General features: G+C 67.6%; 15 protein-coding genes. 11 read left to right on the top strand and 4 right to left on the bottom strand.

Translation table 11 applies throughout. From position 1 onward, the window contains the following. Nucleotides 1-4: 4 nt before the first annotated feature. On the bottom strand, nucleotides 5-1,219 hold the full coding sequence (locus HNQ66_RS07800; RefSeq protein WP_246434247.1) for a polysaccharide biosynthesis/export family protein: 1,215 nt from the start codon (nucleotides 1,217-1,219) through the stop codon (nucleotides 5-7). A 71-nt stretch (nucleotides 1,220-1,290) separates the two neighbouring features. Beyond that, a complete protein-coding gene (locus HNQ66_RS07805) occupies nucleotides 1,291-1,968 on the bottom strand; it encodes a sugar transferase (protein ID WP_184142642.1) in 678 nt (225 codons plus the stop codon). Nucleotides 1,969-2,661: 693 nt separating this feature from the next. Here HNQ66_RS07805 and HNQ66_RS07810 point away from each other — a divergent pair. Together HNQ66_RS07810 and HNQ66_RS07815 are read left to right on the top strand one after the other, a co-directional pair. Next, nucleotides 2,662-2,985, top strand: coding sequence for an exopolysaccharide production repressor protein (locus HNQ66_RS07810; RefSeq protein ID WP_184142645.1), 324 nt, complete (start codon nucleotides 2,662-2,664; stop codon nucleotides 2,983-2,985). An 89-nt stretch (nucleotides 2,986-3,074) separates the two neighbouring features. Continuing rightward, the gene (locus tag HNQ66_RS07815) at nucleotides 3,075-4,067 is read left to right on the top strand and encodes a glycosyltransferase (protein WP_184142648.1); all 993 of its coding nucleotides are present in this window, start codon (nucleotides 3,075-3,077) and stop codon (nucleotides 4,065-4,067) included. On the opposite strand, the gene HNQ66_RS07820 is transcribed toward HNQ66_RS07815, so the two are convergent. After that, nucleotides 4,058-4,987 (bottom strand): polysaccharide pyruvyl transferase family protein, encoded by a 930-nt coding sequence (locus HNQ66_RS07820; RefSeq protein ID WP_184142650.1) that lies wholly within the window; start codon nucleotides 4,985-4,987, stop codon nucleotides 4,058-4,060. The genes HNQ66_RS07815 and HNQ66_RS07820 overlap by 10 nt on opposite strands. A 25-nt stretch (nucleotides 4,988-5,012) precedes the next feature. Continuing rightward, entirely contained in the window at nucleotides 5,013-5,972 is a 960-nt protein-coding gene (locus HNQ66_RS07825) for a glycosyltransferase family 2 protein (RefSeq protein WP_184142654.1), read from the bottom strand. A gap of 123 nt (nucleotides 5,973-6,095) precedes the next feature. Between HNQ66_RS07825 and HNQ66_RS07830 the strand changes: the two genes are divergently transcribed. The 9 genes from HNQ66_RS07830 to HNQ66_RS07870 all read left to right on the top strand — a co-directional run bounded on the left by HNQ66_RS07830 (nucleotide 6,096) and on the right by HNQ66_RS07870 (nucleotide 17,317). Continuing rightward, nucleotides 6,096-7,574, top strand: coding sequence for a lipopolysaccharide biosynthesis protein (locus tag HNQ66_RS07830; RefSeq protein ID WP_184142656.1), 1,479 nt, complete (start codon nucleotides 6,096-6,098; stop codon nucleotides 7,572-7,574). Nucleotides 7,575-7,943: 369 nt separating this feature from the next. After that, on the top strand, nucleotides 7,944-9,059 hold the full coding sequence (locus HNQ66_RS07835) for an acyltransferase family protein (protein ID WP_184143279.1): 1,116 nt from the start codon (nucleotides 7,944-7,946) through the stop codon (nucleotides 9,057-9,059). 2 nt (nucleotides 9,060-9,061) lie between these two features. Beyond that, on the top strand, nucleotides 9,062-9,838 hold the full coding sequence (gene exoK / locus HNQ66_RS07840; protein ID WP_184142658.1) for an endo-1,3-1,4-beta-glycanase ExoK: 777 nt from the start codon (nucleotides 9,062-9,064) through the stop codon (nucleotides 9,836-9,838). A gap of 11 nt (nucleotides 9,839-9,849) precedes the next feature. Next, nucleotides 9,850-11,055, top strand: coding sequence for a glycosyltransferase family protein (locus tag HNQ66_RS07845; RefSeq protein ID WP_246434233.1), 1,206 nt, complete (start codon nucleotides 9,850-9,852; stop codon nucleotides 11,053-11,055). Continuing rightward, on the top strand, nucleotides 11,045-12,043 hold the full coding sequence (locus HNQ66_RS07850; protein WP_184142660.1) for a glycosyltransferase family 2 protein: 999 nt from the start codon (nucleotides 11,045-11,047) through the stop codon (nucleotides 12,041-12,043). Before HNQ66_RS07845 ends, HNQ66_RS07850 begins: the two co-directional genes overlap by 11 nt. Further along, nucleotides 12,040-12,963: a glycosyltransferase family A protein gene (locus HNQ66_RS07855; RefSeq protein ID WP_184142662.1), complete on the top strand. Its 924-nt coding sequence runs from the start codon at nucleotides 12,040-12,042 to the stop codon at nucleotides 12,961-12,963. Before HNQ66_RS07850 ends, HNQ66_RS07855 begins: the two co-directional genes overlap by 4 nt. Continuing rightward, a complete protein-coding gene (locus HNQ66_RS07860) occupies nucleotides 12,960-13,973 on the top strand; it encodes a glycosyltransferase family 2 protein (protein WP_184142664.1) in 1,014 nt (337 codons plus the stop codon). Before HNQ66_RS07855 ends, HNQ66_RS07860 begins: the two co-directional genes overlap by 4 nt. Before the next feature lie 4 nt (nucleotides 13,974-13,977). Beyond that, a complete protein-coding gene (locus HNQ66_RS07865; RefSeq protein ID WP_184142667.1) occupies nucleotides 13,978-14,883 on the top strand; it encodes a UTP--glucose-1-phosphate uridylyltransferase in 906 nt (301 codons plus the stop codon). Between the two features lie 82 nt (nucleotides 14,884-14,965). Next, on the top strand, nucleotides 14,966-17,317 hold the full coding sequence (locus HNQ66_RS07870) for a polysaccharide biosynthesis tyrosine autokinase (protein ID WP_184142669.1): 2,352 nt from the start codon (nucleotides 14,966-14,968) through the stop codon (nucleotides 17,315-17,317). The last annotated feature ends 56 nt before the right edge of the window (nucleotides 17,318-17,373 follow it).

Here is a 17,373-nt window from a genome sequence, read left to right on the forward strand (position 1 = left end):
CGCCTCACTGCGTCGCGAGGCTGATATCCACCTTGACGACATCGCCCGGCAGGATGGGCGTCGTCTCGGTGGCGCGGATCTGCTCGGCCTTTCCCTTCACCGTGCGCAGGATCGAATAGCCGATATTGGCGGCGGAAGCGCCGCCCTTCAGCGTCACGGCATCTGCCGACTGCAGCATGGCCTCGGACATGAGGTCCCGGCTCGTGCCGAGCTTGAGGGTGAGCGTATCCAGCTCCTGCTCGGTATTCTGCATTTCCTGGGCGAGCTGTGCATCCCAGTCGTTCTGGAGATTGGTCTCGTCCTGCGAGGCCTTGTTGATATCCTGCTTGGCCTTCAGCGAGGCCGTGTCGATATCGAGGAGCGCGGCCTGCAGGTCCGCCGCGCGCTGTTCCAGCGCAAGGCGCCGGGAGCTGATGGCAAGGCCCTTCTCGGCAAGCGAATCCACCTTCGTCAGGTCGCCCTGCACCAGTTCGAGCTGGCGCGTCTGGGTCTCGGATTTCTTGCCGAGCGCGTCGATCTCGTTGGTGAGCAGCGACTTGAGGTCGGCCAGCGCCGTCAATTGCAGGCGCAGGCGCTTTTCGCGCGAGGCCATCAGCGCCTTCTCGCTTTCGAGGATGGCGCGCGCCTCGTCCGAATCGCCGAGCTCCTTCGGCATGACGATATCCTTCGCCGCACCCATCTCGGCGGCGATGCGGGCGCGGCGGATCAGGAGGCGGTTGCGCTCGGCAAGCTGCACGGCGGCCTCGCCCTCCGAGCGCAGGAAATCGCGGGTGAAGCGCTGGCCGGGATCGGCCCGCTTGAGCCCGCCGCCGAGGCTGACGGCCTTGAGGACGGTGAGGCCCGGCGCATAGGGATAGGCGCCCGGCGTCTGCACCTCACCGGCAAGATAGACGGGCCTGTACTCGGCGATCTCCACCGAGGCGGAGGGCAGGTCCTTGAGGCCGAACAGGACCTGCATCTTCCTGCCGATCTCCTCGGCAAGCTCGGCGGTCGTGCGCCCGTCCGCCGGCAGCGTGCCGATGAACGGCAGGGAAAGCGCGCCGTCCGCGCCGATGCTGTAGTCGCCGCTGACGGCGCTCCAGTCACGGATGGCGCCCTCCGCCGTCTGCCATTCGGCAACGCGGATGCGCAGCTTGTCCATCACGCCCAGCCGATACTCCTCCGCGAAGGCGGCAGCCGGGGCGGCAAGCGCGAGCGCAAGGCACAGCCCGCCGAGCATTCTCACGGGAAAGGCGGTCGCGGCGGAAGCCGCGTTCGGGAACGTCTTCATGAACCTGTCCTTCTTTCGGATCAGTAGCTGCCGCGCGACAGGCAGACGGCCGGAATGGTGCGGGCGACGATGACGAGATCGGAGGCCAGCGACCAGTTGCGGACATAGTGCGTATCGAAGGCGACGCGCGTCTCGTAGGACACGTCGTTGCGCCCGCTGACCTGCCAGAGCCCGGTGAGGCCGGGACGGGTCTGCAGGTAGTAGACGGCGGCGGCCTCGTAGAGCTCCAGCTCGTCCTCCACCACCGGGCGCGGGCCGACGAGGCTCATCTCGCCGCGGATGATGTTAATGAGCTGCGGCAGCTCATCGAGGCTGAGCTTGCGCAGCACGGTGCCGACGACCGTGACGCGCGGATCGTACTGCAACTTGCGCGTGTTGCGCCATTCCTCGTAGGCGGCCGGGTTCTGCTCCAGATACTCCTGGAGGAGGGCATCGCCATTTTCCGCCATGGTGCGGAACTTGAGGCAACGGAAGGTCGATCCGTTGTAGCCGATGCGGCGGTGGCCATAGAAGATGCTGCCGCCGTCGGAATATTTCACGAGTGCCATGACCAGCACGAAGATCGGGCTGAGCAGGACGAGGGCGGCGAGTGCCACCAGAATGTCAAAGCTCCGTTTCGATATCCCCCCTACCGGCGGAGCACCGGCTGCTGGCGAACTGAAAAGCGGCGAACTGGCCGATCGGGTCGCGGACTTCATAGAGATGGCTCCATTGGATTTGCGATTTGGTCGGGTCCTTGGGACGCGTTCGAACATCCAACGGGGAGTGTATGGTCACAGTTTGTTTTTTGAAGCGCGGGCCGGGGATAAAGATTCCAGACGGCGAATTTGAGAAGATTTTAATGTCCTAAATTTCGATTCCTCTTCTCTCTCCTTCAGTATAGTTTCGACCAATTGCAAATAACCTCCCGCAATACGCCCGCATCAATACGGAATCCGCCCGCGACATCACGTCTTTTGACATAGTGCCAGAGCGAAACTATACGTGATTTTACATCGGCCGCAGAACGTTCCTGCCTGTTTCCCGTACGAAAGACGTTCGATGGAAGGACAATTTCGCAACGCAATATCATTTTGCAGTGCAAAATTTTCAGACCGGCGATTCTCGAATTGTAACAAAAGTTGATCGCGCCATCCTTCCCGCGCAACCCCTCGAGTGCAGCCCGGAATGGCGTTTCGCGTCATCGGGGTGGCTTTCCTGCGAACCCTCTCCAACCGTGTCGGAATCAGGGCAAAAACGGGAGCGGGCGATTCCGATTAACCGAAGCACAACACAAACCGGCGAGAATCAGGAACCCGTCCCGCTTGCGTCTGGTTAATACCAGTGATTGCACGGATGGCGGCGGCATCCTATAGTCCTCGGGAGCCTCAGAGGAGAAGGCAGTTCCACCGATGAAACGCACGCAGGAAACCAGATGGCGGGAAAGCCCGGCTTACGGGCCGCGTTTCTTCCTGAGCATGGTTTTCGCGCTGGCGGCATTCGCGGTCGTTACCTACCTCTCCAGCGGTTCGCTCGCCACGACCGCGATCCAGACCCTCATCTGCGCCGTTCTCATCCAGGTCGGCTATTTCGTTGCGGTGCTCTTCCTCGTCCGGCGGACCGCCAGGGCCCGCAAGGCCGATTTCGAGGGCGGCGCGCGCGGCGCATCGGGCCTCGACAAGACCAAGACGCAGGTCCCCGTCTCGATGAACAAGCCCGGCCACTCGCAATCCTGACCCGAGGGGCCGTTTTTGTGCCCCTTTCCCCTTTCATGCTGCGTTGCAGCGCGGCCCGCCGCGCCTTCAACGCGTGAAAGGGGGTTGCCGTGACCCGAAACGAGACGGTCTGCGTCATCATTGCCGCGAAGAATGCGGAAGAAACCATCGGCCGCGCCGTGCGCTCGGCACTGGCCGAGCCGGAGGTGGCGGAAGTCGTGGTCGTGGACGACGGCTCGGGCGACCGCACCATGGCGGCGGCCGGCGCTGCCGACGACGGCAGCGGGCGGCTCGACATCGTCCGCTTCCCGGCCAATCGCGGGCCATCGGCCGCGCGCAACCATGCGATCAGCCATTCCCGCGCGCCGCTGATCGCCATTCTCGATGCGGACGATTTCTTCTTTCCCGGCCGCTTCCGGCCCATGCTGGCCTGCCGGGACTGGGACTTCATCGCCGACAACATCGCCTTCATGGAGCGCGCCGAGCCCGCCCGCCTGCCGGCGGACTTCGCCCCCAATCCGCGCCCGCTCGACCTCGAAGCCTTCGTTCTCGGCAATATCTCCCGCCGCGGCGCGGCGCGCGGGGAGCTCGGCTTTCTCAAGCCCGTCATGCGCCGCGCCTTCCTCACCGCCCACGGCCTTGCCTATCGCGAGGACATGCGGCTCGGCGAGGACTACGACCTCTATGTCCGGGCGCTGATGGCGGGCGCGCGCTACACGCTCATCGAAAGCTGCGGCTACGGCGCGGTGATCCGCGCCGATTCGCTGAGCGGCCGGCACCGCACGAAGGACCTCGAAGCGCTGCTTGGAGCGGAGCATGCGATCCTCTCGGCGGGGAATGTGCCTTCCGGCGCGGCGGACGCGATGCGCCGGCACCATCGGCAGATCGGCCGGCGGCATGCCCTGCGCGCTTTCCTCGACCGCAAGCGTGCGGACGGCATGGGCGGGGTGCTCGCCTATGCGCTGGAAAACCCCGCCGCCATGCCGGCCATTGCCGGCGGCATCCTGCGCGACAAGCTGGCAGCGGCGCAGCGGCGCGTGAAGCCGCCGCAACCCGCCCCGAAGGGCGGGCTGCGCTACCTCCTGCCCGTCGATCAGAAATAGGCGCGGCGAACGCCTTCCAGCACCGCATGGAAGCGCGCCTTGCGCTCGCGAAGGCGCGTATCGCTGCTGAGTTGCGGCTCGGCCCGGGCCGCCTGCCACAGCGCCAGCGTCGATGGCACCGCAAGGGCATGCTTGGCCGCATGGCGCAGGCCCGACCGGGGCGGCGCCTCGGCAACGGCGACCGCATTCCCCTCCGCCACCGCGGGCGCCGCCCCCTCGTAGTCGACGCCCCAGAAGCGGGCGCCCTTGACGATCGCCTCGGCCCTCGTGGAGATGGGGATGCGCCGGGGCCTATGCTCGACACCGAGCGTTGCGGCCCAGTCCCGCCATTTGAAGCTGTTGATGTTGGCGGAGGTCGAGACCGCCACCCACGGCACGCGGAAGGCGTCGGCGAGGATGGCGCCGTGCATGGATTCGGCGACGATCAGCTCGGATTGCGCGATCTTGCGGATCACCGCCTTCGCCTCGCCGCGCGGATCGATATAGTCGAGGCCCGCCGCCTTGCAGACGGCCGGCCAGAGCCCCGCCACCGCCGATTCCCAATGGGGAACGAAGGCGCGCTTGTAGCGCTTCAGCCGGTCCGTAAAGTCCGGCATGTCGGCGACCATCACCGCCGGATCGACAATGCCGAGCTCCTCGCGCACGCCCACCTTTTCGGCCGTCAGCGGCCCCCGCACGCAGCGGATGTCCCAGAGGTCCCTGTCGCGCATATCCGGCGGGCTGCCGTAGCCGAAGCCGCTGCCGAGCACCAGCTTGCGGCCCTCCTTCGGCAGGAGGGCGCTGTTCAGCACCGTGCCGACGCCGACGAGAAGCACGTCCGGATGCACCTCGCGGAACCCCGGCAGCAGGAAATCCCAGAGCCAGAGATTGAGGTCGTCACCGAAATTGCCGTGCTGCGATTCCCAGTAATAGGGCTTCATATCCTCTCCTTGGAAAAAGGTTGGCTCAGCGGGAAAGTTTTCCCACGGCAAGGGCGAAGGCGCTCGTGAAGAGGCGCGGATCGCGGATCGCCCAGCGGGCGAGCATGTCGAATTGCGGCAGCTTGCGACGCTTGACGCGCCGGGCCTGGCTCCACAGCGCCTGACGCCGCGCCGTCTGCTTGTAGGAGCGCAGCGAGGCGATCTCGGCCGGCCGCTCGGCAAAGCGTTGCTCCAGCCGGTCGAGCGCCACCCAGGTGTTGAACTGCTGGTGCAGGAACTGCGGCGAATCGTTGTCGACGCCGTGGAAGATGTTGAGCCCCTCGCCGCGCACGGCGCCGGCGGCCGCGCTCAGCACCACCCGCCGGGCGGCGAGCACGCAGTCGCAGAAGAAGAGCACGTCTTCCGCCGCAAGCCGCAGCGCCGCGTCGAAGCGCACGCGCTCGAACAGCGGCCGGCCGATCACCATCGCGGAGAGGTGGAGGAAGCTCCAGTTCTTCAGCATGACCTGCGTGAGGCCGGGAATCTCGATCAGCGGCGGATCGTCAGAAAGCCGGACGACGGCCTCGCTCGCCGCAAGATCCGCGACGCCGAAATGATAGTAGAATTCATCGCCGCCGGTGATCGAGGCGAAATAGCAATCGGCGTTAAAACGCGTCATCGCCGCCTCCGCCGCGGCAAGGTGGCCCGGCGTCCAGGTGTCGTCCGAATCGAGGAAGGCGACAAGCTCGGTCTGCGCCGAAACATGGTCGAGCCCGGCATTGCGGGCACCGCCGGGGCCGGCATTTTCCTGGCGCACGACGCGCACGCGCGCCTGCTGCGCCTCGCAAAAGTCAATCAGGTCGCCATCGGCCGGATACGGGGATTCGTCGTCGACGACAATGACGTCGAAGTCCTTGAAACTCTGGGCAAAAACCGACGTGAGCGCACGCCTGAGGATACCCGGCTCCTTCTGGTAGAAGGGGATGATTACTGTCAGCTTCGCCATCTTTTCGTCCCTGTGGTTTCTCTAGAAAGAGGTTCGTCTGGTCTCCTCCCACCGGGGCGCGGCCGTTTCCGGCGCAGGCTTGTCGTCGTCGTCAAAGCTCCTTTTGCGAAACAGGAATCCGCCATGTCCCAGCCCGTGAATGCAAGATCGGTTACCCGGAACGTCGGCTGGAGCGTCCTATCCAAGACAAGCACATTCGGGCTTAAGTTTGTCACCGTGCCCATTCTCGCCCGGCTCCTGACGCCGGAAGAGTTCGGCGCGGTGGCCGTCGCGCTCGCCGTCGTGCAGTTCCTCGCCATGATCGGCGGGGCGGGCCTGGCCTCCGCCCTCATCCTTGAGCCGAAGGAGGATGCCGAGACGATCCACTCGGTCTTCTGGGCCAATCTCGCCCTCGCCTTTTCGATGGCGGCGGGGCTCTACGTCTTCGCCGAGCCGCTTGCCGGCTGGTTCGGCGCATCGGACGCCGCATACCTTCTGCGCCTCATGTGCCTGCTCATTCCGCTCCAGCTCGCCGGCGACGTCGCCTATGCGCTCGTCGCCCGGCGCATGCAGTTCAGCCGGGATGCGCTGTGGAGCATGATCTCCGAATCGATCGCGGCGATCGCCGCCGTGGTCCTCGCGCTCGTAGGCTTCGGGATCTGGGCGCTGGTCGCGCAGCTTTTCGTGGCCGGGGCGATCCGGCTTGTCGGGCTCTTCTTCGTCTCACGCTACCTGCCGCGCCTCCGCTTCCGCCTGGAGGGCGTCGTGCGCCTTGCGCGCTTCAGCCTCGGACTGATGGGCTCGGAAGTCGCCAACTTCGTCACCTTCCAGTCGCCCATGGTGGTGATCTCGCGCTTCCTCGGCCTTGCCGATGCCGGCGCCTACTCCGCCGCCAACCGCTTTTCCAGCATCCCGAACCAGGTGGTGCTCTCCGGCGTGATGGGCGTGCTCTTTCCCGCCTTCAGCACGATGATGCACGACCGGGAGCGCCGCTCGCAGGCGCTGATGCTGAGCACGCAGGTGACGACCCTCATGCTCGCGCCGATGATGTTCGGCCTGTGGGCGCTCGCAAAACCCTCCATGCTGCTGCTGTTCGGCCCGCAATGGGCCGCGGCCTGGCCGGTGCTCGGCCTGCTCGCCCTTTCCAAGGGCCTCCTGACGCCCTGCAGCACCTTCATTCCCTACCTCAAGGGCTCCGGCCACGGCGGGGCGCTGTTCTGGTGGGCCGTCGGCCGCGCCGCCGCCACCACCGCCGCCGTCGCCTGGGGCGCGCATGACGGCACGCTCATCGAAGCCATGGTCGCGCTCTGCCTCGTCAACGCCGTCGTGCTTGTCGGCTATTCCTGGGTGGTGTTCCGGGCGGACGGCACGCCCTTCCTCTCCGGCTTCTACCGCTCGGTCCGCCCCATGCTGACGGCCGCCCTGATGGCGTTCGCCGTGCGCCTTGCGCTCGACCACTACCTCGCCCAGCACGTCCACCCGGTCCTGCAGGTCGGCATCGGCATCGCGCTCGGCGGCCTCCTCTACGCGGTCCTCGTCCTTCTCACCGAGGGTCCGCTGTTGAGGAAGCTCCTCGAACTCGTCCGCCGGCCGAGGACCGCCGCCGTCGCCAGCCTGCCTTGAGCCCGCCCCAATTCCGGCCCGGCCGGCCCCAATCGCGATTCTCCCCGGCAGGATAGCCGAGGAACCCCGAAAAAATTTCGGCCCCGCCTGCACCCAGAAATTGCGTATAGATCAGTATATGCGAATAGTCCGCAAGGTATTGAAGGCCACCGGATCGCACTTGCTTTCCCACGCCGGAAAAGACTGATTTCAAGCTCTGCCGCTCCGGCGGAGTTTGCTGCAATGCAACCTTCCGAACCGACAAGTTTGCTGCGCCGCCATATTTTTCGCCCGCCCGTCACCCACACTTCTCTTCGCAGACGCAAGTCTCAACTTGTTTGAACGCCGTCCAGGGGGGACGGCCGGCAGAGGGTGACGGACATCGTGGATATCGACGCGACCGTTTCAGCGCGCATCAACCTCATGCGCATCGTGCTGATCTCCGGGATCATCTTCGTGCATGTTCCCTACGATCCGGCGACGAGCCCCTATGCGGGCACGTTCGGCGGGCTCGACTGGCTGCGGGTGTTCCTCGCCGACAGCCTCTTTCGCATCGGCGTGCCGTGCCTCAGCGCCATTTCCGGCTACCTGCTTTTCCACCGCGGCCTTGCGGCCTTCGACTATCGCAAGACCCTGCGCGGCAAGGCCTCGACGATCCTCCTGCCCTTCCTTCTGTGGAACACCGCCTTCCTCGTGCTGGTCTATGCCGCGCAGTCGCAGGGCATCGGCTTCGGCTACCTGCCGGACGTCGTGCATGCCGGCCCGCGCGACTGGATGAACCTCGCCCTTGCCGTCGAGGCCTGGCCGATCAACATCCCGCTCTATTTCCTGCGCGATCTCCTGCTCTGCCTCGTCCTCTCGCCGCTGATCGCCTTTGCCGTCCGGCGCTATCCGCGCATCGTGCTCGCCCTGATGCTGGCCTATGCGGTGCTGCCGCTGCCGAACGGCATCTTCCTCAAGAAATCCATCCTGTTCGGCTTCAGCCTCGGCGCCGCGCTCGCCCTGCACCGCGTCGACATCAGGCACCTCGACCGCTTCGCCGTTCCGGTCGTCGCCGCCGCGCTCGCCATGGCCGTGCTCCTCTCCTTCGCGCTCTATGCCTACGGCCCGGATTTCCCGGCCTGGCTCGACATGCTGCGAAGCCTTGCGGCGATTGCCGGCATCTTCGGCGCCTGGGCGCTTTCCGCGCTGCTCATCCGCACCGGCACCGGCCGGGCGCTGTCGCGGCTCGGCGGCCTCAGCTTCTGGATCTTCTGCGGCCATTACCCGTTGCTCATCCTGTTCTGGATGGTGTGGAACCGGCTCGGCATTCCGGACTACCCGCTGTTCTACGCCGCAAGCCCGGTTCTCGCCCTTACCATCCTCGTATCGACCCACGCAGCGGCACGGCGCTTTGCGCCCGGCCTTTCCGCCGTCCTCACCGGCCGCCGCATGGGCGGCCAGAAACGGCCCGTGGCCGGCCATCCGCAGATGAAGCCCGCCGGCTCCATCGCCCAACGGAGGTGACAATGCACATTCCCCTGAGAAAGACCTTCTGCGCCGCCGCGCTTCTGCTTTCCGCCGGCCCGCTCGCCGCGCAGGACGGCGCGAACGGCGCCTCCTTCGTGGAAGAATTCGACCGGCTCGACACCGCCTTCTGGTACGTCTCCGACGGCTGGAACAACGGCGCACACCAGAATTGCACCTGGTCGAAGAACGAGGTCTCGGTGGAGGGCGGCAGGCTGTCGCTCGCCTTCGACGCAAGGCCCGCCGGCGACCGCCGATATGCCTGCGGCGAGATCCAGACCCGCAAGCGCTACGGCTACGGCACCTACGAGGTGCGCATGAAGGCCGCGACGGGCCCGGGCCTCAACTCGGCCTTCTTCACCTTTATCGGCCCCACCGACAAGAAGCCGCACGACGAGATCGATTTCGAGGTCCTCGGCAAGGATACGAACCGCGTGCAGCTCAACCAGTACGTCGCCGGCAAGGGCGGCAACGAGAAGCTGGTGTCCGTGAAGGGCGGCGCCGACAGCGGCTTCAACGACTATGCCTTCGTCTGGCAGAAGGATCGCCTGCGCTACTACGTCAACGGCGCGCTCGTGCACGAGGTGACGGATCCGCAGAAGTTGCCGTCGAATGCCCAGAAGGTCTTCCTCTCGCTCTGGGGCACCGACACGCTTTCCGACTGGATGGGCCGCTTCGCCTTTGCCGGCAAGGCGACGCTCCAGGTGGAGCGCATCGCTTTCACCGCCGAGGGCGAGCCCTGCCAGTTCGACGGCTCCGTCGCCTGCCTCGTGAACTGAGAGTGCTGCCGATGCTGCGCGTCCTCTACCTCGTCCACGACCTTTCCGATCCCGCCGTGCGCCGGCGGGTGCTGATGCTCGCAGCCGGCGGGGCGGAGGTGACGCTCGCCGGCTTCCGGCGCGGCGAGAACCGGCTCGCCGATATCCAGGGCGTCACGCCGCTGGATCTCGGCACCACCGCCGACGCCCGTTTCGCCCAGCGCCTCCTCGCCGTCGCCGGCGCCGCGGCCGGCCTTGCGCGCCGGCTTGCCGGCATCGCCCGGCCGGACGTGATCCTCGCGCGCAACCTCGAAATGCTGGCGCTTGCCGGCCGCGCCTCGGCCCGCTTCGGCGGCGTCCCGATCGCCTATGAATGCCTCGACGTGCACCGCCTCCTGCTGAAGGACAGCCTCGCCGGCAAGGCGCTGCGGGCGGCGGAAAGCCGCTTCGCCCGCAATGCCGGCCTGCTCGTCACCAGTTCCCCGGCCTTCGTCGAGCAGTATTTCAGGCCGCTCTCCGGCGTCCGCGCGCCCGTGCACCTGCTGGAGAACCGGGTGCTGGAACTCGACGGCGACGAAACGGACCTGCCCGCGCGGACAAGGCCCGCGGGCGCGCCGTGGCGCATCGGCTGGTTCGGCGCGATCCGCTGCCGCAAGTCCCTCGACCTGCTCGCCGCCTTCACCCGCCGCATGGAGGGCCGCTTCGAGGTCGTGCTTCGCGGCCGGCCGGTGCGCAGCGAATTTGCCGATTTCGACGGCCTCGTCGCCCGCGAGCCCTTCCTTCGCTTCGAAGGCCCCTACCGCAACCCGGAAGACCTTGGCGCCATCTATGGCGAGGTGGATTTCGCCTGGGCCATGGACTTCTTCGAGGAGGGACAGAACTCGCTCTGGCTCCTGCCGAACCGGCTCTACGAAGGCTGCCGCCACGGCGTCCTGCCGATCGTTCTCGAAGGCACGGAGACCGCCCGCCTTGCCGCGCGCTACGGCATCGGCGTGGCGCTTGCCGATGCGCGGCCGGAGACGCTCGCCGAGCGCTTCGCCGCCCTCGACGCCGCCGCCTACCAGGCGCTCCGGGCCGATCTCACCCGGCACGGGACGCGGCCATGGGTCCTCGACCGCGCCGATTGCGCCGCCTTCGTCCAGTGCCTTGCCGCCCTGCGCCAGCCTGCCGGGCAGGCCGCGGCCGCGCACCCCGTTCCTTACCTCGTCGCAAACAAGGTGGACTGCCATGACCGTTGACGCCGTCGCAGCCGTGCGCTGCCTGATCGTGATCCCGTGCCTCAACGAGGCGCCCTACCTCGAAGCGCTCGTCCGCCAGCTCGAACCGGGCCTTGCCGGCCTCAACGCGACGCTCGTCGTCGTCGACGGCGGCAGCACGGACGGCACGCGCGAGATCGCCCACCGCCTCGCCGACGCCCGGCCGGCCATGCGGGTGCTCGACAATCCCAAGCGCATCCAGAGCGCGGCCGTCAATCTCGCCGTCGAGGCCTTCGGCGTCGAGCACGATTACCTGATCCGCATCGACGCGCACGGCACCTATCCGCAGGACTATTGCCGCGTCCTGGTGGAGGAAGCGCTGGAAACGGGCGCGGATTCCGTCGTCGTCGCCATGCAGACCGTCGGCTTCGGCACGTTCCAGAAGGCGACCGCCGTCGCGCAGAACTCCGTGCTGGGCAATGGCGGGGCGAAACATCGCGTCGGCGCAAAGAGCCATTGGGCGGAGCACGGCCACCACGCGCTGATGCGCATCGCCGCCTTCCGCGCCGTGGGCGGCTATGACGAGACGTTCACCGCCAACGAGGACGCCGAATGCGACTACCGGCTCCGTGAGGCCGGCTATTGCATCTGGATGACCGCGCGCACCAGCATGATCTATTATCCGCGCGAGAGCGCCCTGCCGCTCTTCAGGCAGTATTTCGGCTACGGCCGCGGCCGGGCGCGCAACTTCCTCAAGCACCGCGCGCGGCCGAGCCTGCGCCAGATGCTGCCGCTGATGGTGGCGCCCGTCGCTATCGGCGCGTTCCTGGCCGCCCTCACCTGGATTGCGGCCGTGCCCTTCGTTCTGTGGGCGGCGGCCTGCCTTGGCTATGGCGCCTGGATGGCGCTCGGCGAACGCAATCCCTACGGCCCGCTTGCCGCCGTCTCGGCCATGATCATGCATTTCGCCTGGTCGGCCGGCTTCTGGCGCGAGCTCCTCGACATCCGCCGGCGGAGGGTGCCGGCATGAGCGCGCCGCTTCGCATCGACATCGCCGTCTGCACGTTCCGGCGCAAGGCGCTCATGGACACGCTCGCCTCGCTCGCGCGCCTCATCGTGCCGCCCGGCGTTCGCCCCCGCGTCGTCGTCGCCGACAACGATATCGAGCCGAGCGCCCGGCCCTGCGTCGAGACGGCAGGGGCGCTGCTGGCGATGGAGATCGTCTACGTCCATTGCCCGGCCGGCAACATCTCCATCGCCCGCAATGCGTGCCTCGAGCGGAGCGACGCCGATTTCCTCGCCTTCGTCGACGACGACGAGACCGTGGAGCCGCAATGGCTGGACCGGCTGCTCGCCGCCGCTGAGGAAAGCGATGCGGACGTGGTGCTCGGCCCGGTGCGTGCGCTCTACCGGCCGGACGCGCCCCGCTGGATGCAGCGCGGCGATTTCCACGCCACCCGCCCCGTCTGGGTGAAGGGCGAGATCCGCACCGGCTATACCTGCAATGTCCTGATGCGCCTTGCCGCGCCGGCGATTGCCGGCCGCCGCTTCGACCTCGCGCTCGGCCGCAGCGGCGGCGAGGACACGGCCTTCTTCAGCGCCGTGCACGGCGCGGGCGGGCGCTTTGCCTTCGCCGCGGATGCCTGGGTGGAAGAGGCGGTTCCCGCCCCCCGCGCGCGCTTTTCCTGGCTCGCGCAGCGCCGCCTGCGCATGGGCCAGACGCACGGCCGGCTCCTCGCCGCACGCCAAGAGGGTGCAGTCCGGATCGGGGCTGCCGCCGTCGCCCTTGCAAAATGCGCCGCCTGCCTTGCGGGCGCGGCGGCCTTCGCACCGTCTCCAGTGCGGCGCAACCGCTTCGCGCTGCGCGCCTTTCTCCATGCCGGCGCCGTCGGCGGCCTGTTCGGCGCCCGCGCCATCGAGCCCTACGGCAAGCTGGAGGCGGTGCGATGACCGCCCCCGACGCCAGCATCGTCATCGCCGCCTACAATGCGGCGGATACGATCATCGAAGCGATCCGCAGCGCCCTTGCCCAGCAGGACGTGACGGTCGAGGTGATCGTCGCCGACGACGGCTCGACGGACGGAACGCGTGAAGCGGTCGCCGCCTTCGGCGATCCGGCCGTGCGGCTCGTCGCCCTCGACCGCAACCGCGGCCCGGGCGGCGCGCGCAATGCCGGCTTTGCCGCGGCAAGCGGCCGGTGGATCGCCGTGCTCGATGCCGACGATACGATGCGGCCCGAACGCCTACGCCGGATGATCGCGCTCGCCGAGCGGGAGGAAGCGGCCGTCGCGGTCGACAATATCGAGGTGCGGCATGCGGACGGCGGCACCGAAAGAATGTTCCCGGACGATCTCCTCGCCCGTGCCGAACTGACGCTTCCCGACTTCATCGATTCCAACCGGATTTTCCGCAGCACGCACAATTTCGGCTACATGAAGCCGGTCTTCCGCCGCGCCTTCCTTGGAGAGAACCGGCTCGCCTATGACGAGGCGCTGCGGATCGGCGAGGACTACCTGCTGCTAGCCTCGGTGCTGGCCGCCGGCGGCCGCTGCGCGGTCGCGCCGGAAGCCGGCTATGTCTACCATATCCGCGACGGCTCGATCTCGCGCGTGCTGCGCCTCCATCATGTCGAGGCCATGCTGGCCGGCGACCGGCGCTTCCTCGCCCGCTTCCCGCTGATGGCCGCCGCGGCGGCCGCCGCGCAGCGCCGCCGCACCCGCAACCTTCAGGAAACGCGGGCCTTCCTGGCGCTCGTCCAGCATCTCAAGAACCGTTCGTTCGGGCCTGCCCTCAAGGTGGCGCTCGGCGATCCCGTCGCGCTCCGGCATCTTTCGATGCCGCTCGCCGCCCGATGGCGCCGCCTCACGGCGCCGTCGCCCCATACCAAGGCAGCCGCGCCCCATGGCGCGGCCTCCTCCCCATCGACAGCGCCGGACCCGGCGCTCAAGAACAAAGGATAACGCCATGGAGCGAAACCAGACCGTCCGCAAGGCCGTCATTCCCGTCGCCGGCCACGGAACGCGCTTCCTGCCGGCCACCAAGGCCATGCCCAAGGAAATGCTGACCATCGTGGACCGCCCCGTCGTGCAATATGCCCTCGACGAAGCGCGCGAGGCCGGCATCGAGCATGTCGTCTTCGTCACGAGCCGCAACAAGCAGGTCATCGAGGATCACTTCGACGACACGCCGGAACTCATCGCCTCGCTGGAGAAATCCGGCAAGGACGACAAGGTGGACGAGCTCGGCCGGCTGCTGCCGAAGGCCGGATCGGTCAGCTTCACCCGCCAGCAGGCCCCGCTCGGCCTCGGCCATGCGGTCTGGTGCGCCCGCGACCTCATCGGCGACGAGCCCTTCGCGCTCCTGCTTCCCGACATGATCTCCTTCGGCCCGCGCGGCTGCCTTGCCGGCCTGATGGACCTTCACGGCGAGGTCGGCGGCAATGTCGTCGGCGTCGAGCAATGCGCGCCGGAAGAGGTCTCGCAATACGGCATCGTCGGCAGGGGGGCGGCCGTGCGCCACGGCTTTGCCGTCACCCACATGGTGGAAAAGCCGAAGGCGGGCGACGCGCCGTCCAATCTTTTCCTCAACGGACGCTACATCCTCCAGCCGGAGATCTTCGGCCATCTCGCCCGCCAGCAGCGCGGCGCCGGCAACGAGATCCAGCTGACCGACAGCATGCTGAAACTCTCGCAAGAACAGCCGTTCCACGCCCATGTCTACGAGGGGCGGACCTACGACTGCGGCTCCAAGCACGGCTTCATCGAGGCCAATGTCGCCTTTGCGCTGGCGCGGCCGGACATCGGCGGCGCGATCTACGAATCCCTCCGCGACATGATGACGTCGCACGAGGGCCGGATTCGCGCGGCATGATACCAGGGCCCCGGATGGAGGATCCGGGGCCGCCTCCGGGAGGACAGAGTTTCCATCGCGCCGAAAGGCAGAACGGAGCCCCATGCATCAACGCACCGTATCGCACAGCAGCATCCTCAGCCGGGAACCGGACCCCGCCGATTCCTTCATCGATCTCGACCGCCTGCTGACGATCCTCGTTCGCCGGGCGCGGCTGATCGGCCTTTCGGTCGCGCTCGCCGTGGCGCTGGGCGTGGCCTATCTCCTCTTCGCGACGCCCGTCTACACGTCGATGACGCAGATCCTGCTCGACGAGGACCTGTCGCGCTATGCCGAGGAAAGCGAGCCCTCGCCGCAGAGCAGCCAGCAGGTCGACATGCGCATCGCCAGCGCCGCCGAAATCCTGAAATCCGGCCGGCTGGCGCTGCGCGTCGTCGACGACCTGAAGCTCGCCGACAACGAAACCGTCCTCAACCCGCCGCAATCGCCCGTCGCCGTCGTCAAGGGTTGGATCAAGGCGCTGGCATCGTTCGGCTCGGCCGGGCCGGAGGCCTCCGCGGAGGCGCTTGCCAACGGCCGGCGCGAGAAGGCGGCGGCCATGCTGCAGCAATCGCTGGCGGTGGAACGCGTATCGCGGAGCGCCGTGCTCGCCGTCTCCTTCCGCTCCACCGATCCCGAACTGGCGGCCGCCATCGCCCGGCGCTATGCGCAGGCCTTCTTCGAGGAGCAGCTCAGCGCCAACTTCACCGCGACGGAACAGGCCTCCACCTGGCTCCAGGAGCGGCTGACCGACATCCAGGCGCGCGCCCAGGAGGCCTCGCTGGAGGTCGAGCGCTACCGCGCCGAGAACGGCCTTACCACCTCCCGCGGCGAACTGATGTCGGAACAGCAGCTCGCCGACCTCAACAGCCAGCTCATCCTGGCGCAGGCCGATGCGGCAAGCGCCTCGGCCCGCTACGCCCAGTTCAAGGCGATCGTCGAGCAGGGGCCGGACAGGGCCGTCGCCAATGCGACCATTCCCGTGCAGCAGGCCGACGCCACCGCGCTGCAGGAGCTGCGCGGCCGCTACAATTCCATCCTCAAGCGCGCCGAGGACATCACCCGCAATTTCGGCGCCGACCATCCGCAGGCCGTCGCGCTCCAGGCCGAGAAGAAGGACCTCGCCGGCCAGATCTACCGCGAGCTCCAGCAGCTCACGGCAAGCTACCGCAACGAATACGACGTCGCCCGCTCGCGCGAGGTCTCGCTGCGGGAAAGCATCAAGAAGGTCGCCGGCAACAATGCCGACGCGAACCGCTCCTCGGTGCGCCTCCAGGAGCTCGAGCAGAAGGCGACGGCGCTGAAGGCGCTGTCGGAATCCTATCTCGCCCGCTACGAGCAGGCCTCGCAGAAGCAGTCCTTCCCGATTCCCAAGGCGCGGGTGATCTCGGATGCCGGCGTGCCGGTCTCCCCGTCGAGCCCGGGCAAGACCATGGTGCTCGGCCTCTCGCTGGTGCTCGGCCTGATGGCCGGCGGGGCGCTCACCTTCGTGCAGGAGATGCGCGAGCGCGCCTTCCGGCTGGAGAACGACGTGCGCACCATCCTCGGCCTGAAGCCGCTCGGCTACCTGCCGCTCGTCGGCGGCGGCCGGAAGAAGCGCAAGCCCGCGATGATCGGCGCCAAGGCTGTGAAGGCCGAACCGCCAGCCGACGCCGAGGAGGAAGTCATTCCGCTCGAACGCATGACGCGCGTGGTTCTGGACGCGCCGCGCTCGGCCTTCACGGAGACGCTGCGCAATGCAAGGCTCACCGCCGACACGATGCTGCAGGGCCGCGAAAGCCGCGTGATCGGCGTTACCTCGGCGCTGCCCGGCGAGGGAAAATCCACGGTCGCGACCAATTTCGCGGCTCTCCTTGCCGTCAGCGGCAAGCGCACGCTGCTGATCGACGCCGACGTGCGCCGGCCCGGCCTCAGCACCATGATGAAACCGACCCCGCAGGTCGGCCTCGTCGAGGTGCTGCGTGGCGAAGTCCCATGGACGCAGGCGCTCAAGACCGACCGCCGCTCGCAGCTCGCCATCCTGCCGATCGCGCTGCGGCCGGGCGAGGCGCGCCGCTACGAGGCGAACGAGCTGATGTCCTCGCCGGCGATGAAAGAGCTCATCGACGAGGCGCGCCGGGCCTTCGACTATATCGTGGTCGACCTGACGCCGCTCGGCCCCGTCATCGACGCCAAGGCCTTCGAGCCCTTGGCCGACGGGTTCCTCTTCGTCGTGGAATGGGGCAAGACCTCCGCCAACCTGGTGCGCGACCTGCTTGCCGCCGAGCACCGGATCGAGGGCAAGACCCTCGGCGTCATCCTCAACAAGACGGACATGGACGCCCTTGCCCGCTACAGCGACGCGGGCGCGGCGGAGAAATACCGCGACCTCTACGACCGCTACTATACGGACAGCCTGCAGGGAGCGCCGCGCTGATCGCGGCGCGGCGGCCGGGCCTCTATCGAAAATCACGGGGTAGATTTGGGTCGAGC

The sequence above is a fragment of the Shinella fusca genome, from assembly GCF_014203155.1.
Taxonomy (GTDB): domain Bacteria; phylum Pseudomonadota; class Alphaproteobacteria; order Rhizobiales; family Rhizobiaceae; genus Shinella; species Shinella fusca.

What these genes read in the sequence shown, in the direction of transcription:
- HNQ66_RS07800 (WP_246434247.1), bottom strand. Translation starts at nt 1,219, where the DNA reads ATGCTCGGCGGGCTGTGCCTTGCGCTCGCGCTTGCCGCCCCGGCTGCC.
- HNQ66_RS07870 (WP_184142669.1), top strand. Translation starts at nt 14,966, where the DNA reads ATGCATCAACGCACCGTATCGCACAGCAGCATCCTCAGCCGGGAACCG.
- HNQ66_RS07845 (WP_246434233.1), top strand. Translation starts at nt 9,850, where the DNA reads ATGCTGCGCGTCCTCTACCTCGTCCACGACCTTTCCGATCCCGCCGTG.
- HNQ66_RS07825 (WP_184142654.1), bottom strand. Translation starts at nt 5,972, where the DNA reads ATGGCGAAGCTGACAGTAATCATCCCCTTCTACCAGAAGGAGCCGGGT.
- HNQ66_RS07860 (WP_184142664.1), top strand. Translation starts at nt 12,960, where the DNA reads ATGACCGCCCCCGACGCCAGCATCGTCATCGCCGCCTACAATGCGGCG.
- HNQ66_RS07855 (WP_184142662.1), top strand. Translation starts at nt 12,040, where the DNA reads ATGAGCGCGCCGCTTCGCATCGACATCGCCGTCTGCACGTTCCGGCGC.
- exoK (WP_184142658.1), top strand. Translation starts at nt 9,062, where the DNA reads ATGCACATTCCCCTGAGAAAGACCTTCTGCGCCGCCGCGCTTCTGCTT.
- HNQ66_RS07805 (WP_184142642.1), bottom strand. Translation starts at nt 1,968, where the DNA reads ATGAAGTCCGCGACCCGATCGGCCAGTTCGCCGCTTTTCAGTTCGCCA.
- HNQ66_RS07865 (WP_184142667.1), top strand. Translation starts at nt 13,978, where the DNA reads ATGGAGCGAAACCAGACCGTCCGCAAGGCCGTCATTCCCGTCGCCGGC.
- HNQ66_RS07850 (WP_184142660.1), top strand. Translation starts at nt 11,045, where the DNA reads ATGACCGTTGACGCCGTCGCAGCCGTGCGCTGCCTGATCGTGATCCCG.
- HNQ66_RS07830 (WP_184142656.1), top strand. Translation starts at nt 6,096, where the DNA reads ATGTCCCAGCCCGTGAATGCAAGATCGGTTACCCGGAACGTCGGCTGG.
- HNQ66_RS07820 (WP_184142650.1), bottom strand. Translation starts at nt 4,987, where the DNA reads ATGAAGCCCTATTACTGGGAATCGCAGCACGGCAATTTCGGTGACGAC.
- HNQ66_RS07810 (WP_184142645.1), top strand. Translation starts at nt 2,662, where the DNA reads ATGAAACGCACGCAGGAAACCAGATGGCGGGAAAGCCCGGCTTACGGG.